Raw genomic sequence first — 1,131 nt, 5'->3', positions numbered from 1 at the left:
GAACCCCCTACCTGAAAGAGATCATGGATTGCCTTTCGCCTTCCTCTTCCGTGGAGCAGGTGGCGTTTATGAAAGGGGCTCAGGTGGGCGGTACGGAGTGCGGCAATAACTGGTTGGGGTATGTGGTGCATCACACGCCCGGACCGATGATGTATGTGCTGCCCACTCTGGATATGGCCAAGCGAACCTCCAAGCAGCGGATCGCACCCATGATTGAAGCCATGCCGGTGCTGAGGGACTTGGTAAAAGATCCCCGTTCCAGGGATTCCGGCAACACCCAGATGGTGAAGGAGTTTCCCAACGGCGTACTGATCATCACCGGTGCCAACTCGGCCACCGGGCTTCGCTCTATGCCTGCCCGATTCCTGTTTCTGGATGAAGTGGATGCCTATGAGGATGATGTGGACGGTGAGGGCAGCCCGATCAATCTGGCCATTAAACGGACGGCGACGTTTTCCCGCAACCGAAAGATCCTGATGGTGTCTACACCCAATATTGCCGGAGCCAGCAAGATAGAGGCAGCTTATCAGGCCAGTGATCAGCGGCAATTCCATGTGCCTTGTGTTGAGTGTGGATTTATGCAGGCCATTGAGTGGCCGCAGATTAAATTTGAGAATCAGGATCCTGAAACTGCTTGTTTTGAGTGTGTGAGCTGCCAGCACCGGATGCGGGAGCATGACAAACCAAAGTTGCTGGCCAACGGTCAGTGGGTTGCCATGAACCCGGAGGCCAGTGGGAAAATTCGTGGCTATCATCTGAATTCACTTTATAGCCCTAATGGCTGGTATAGTTGGAAGGATGCAGTGGCTGACTTTCTGGCCGCAAAAGACAATCCGATCCTCTTGAAGGACTGGACCAATACGGTACTGGGCCAGACCTGGCAGGAAGCCGGTGAAACGGTGGATCATGAGTTGCTCTATCAGCGTCGTGAGCATTACCCGGCTGACGTACCCTGGGCAGTAGAAGTGTTGACCTGTGGTATTGATGTGCAGGATGACAGGGTCGAGTTTGAAGTGGTGGGCTGGGGAGCAGGAGAAGAGAGCTGGTCTATTGATTATGTGCGCCTTTATGGCGATCTGTCTCGTCCGGAAATCTGGTCCATTCTTGCGGACCGGTTGAGGAAACCTTACC

Annotated in this window: 1 protein-coding gene; it reads left to right on the top strand. The window is 54.0% G+C overall.

Features of this window, described 5'->3' with window-relative positions; genetic code table 11:
- Nucleotides 1-23: 23 nt before the first annotated feature.
- Nucleotides 24-1,131, top strand: a 1,108-nt coding sequence (locus AK963_RS29420) for a phage terminase large subunit family protein (RefSeq protein ID WP_238593897.1), incomplete at its 3' end; no start/stop codon positions are given.

This window comes from Endozoicomonas atrinae (assembly GCF_001647025.1).
In the GTDB taxonomy this organism is placed as follows: domain Bacteria; phylum Pseudomonadota; class Gammaproteobacteria; order Pseudomonadales; family Endozoicomonadaceae; genus Endozoicomonas; species Endozoicomonas atrinae.
This window is presented reverse-complemented; position numbering and strand designations above follow the sequence as displayed.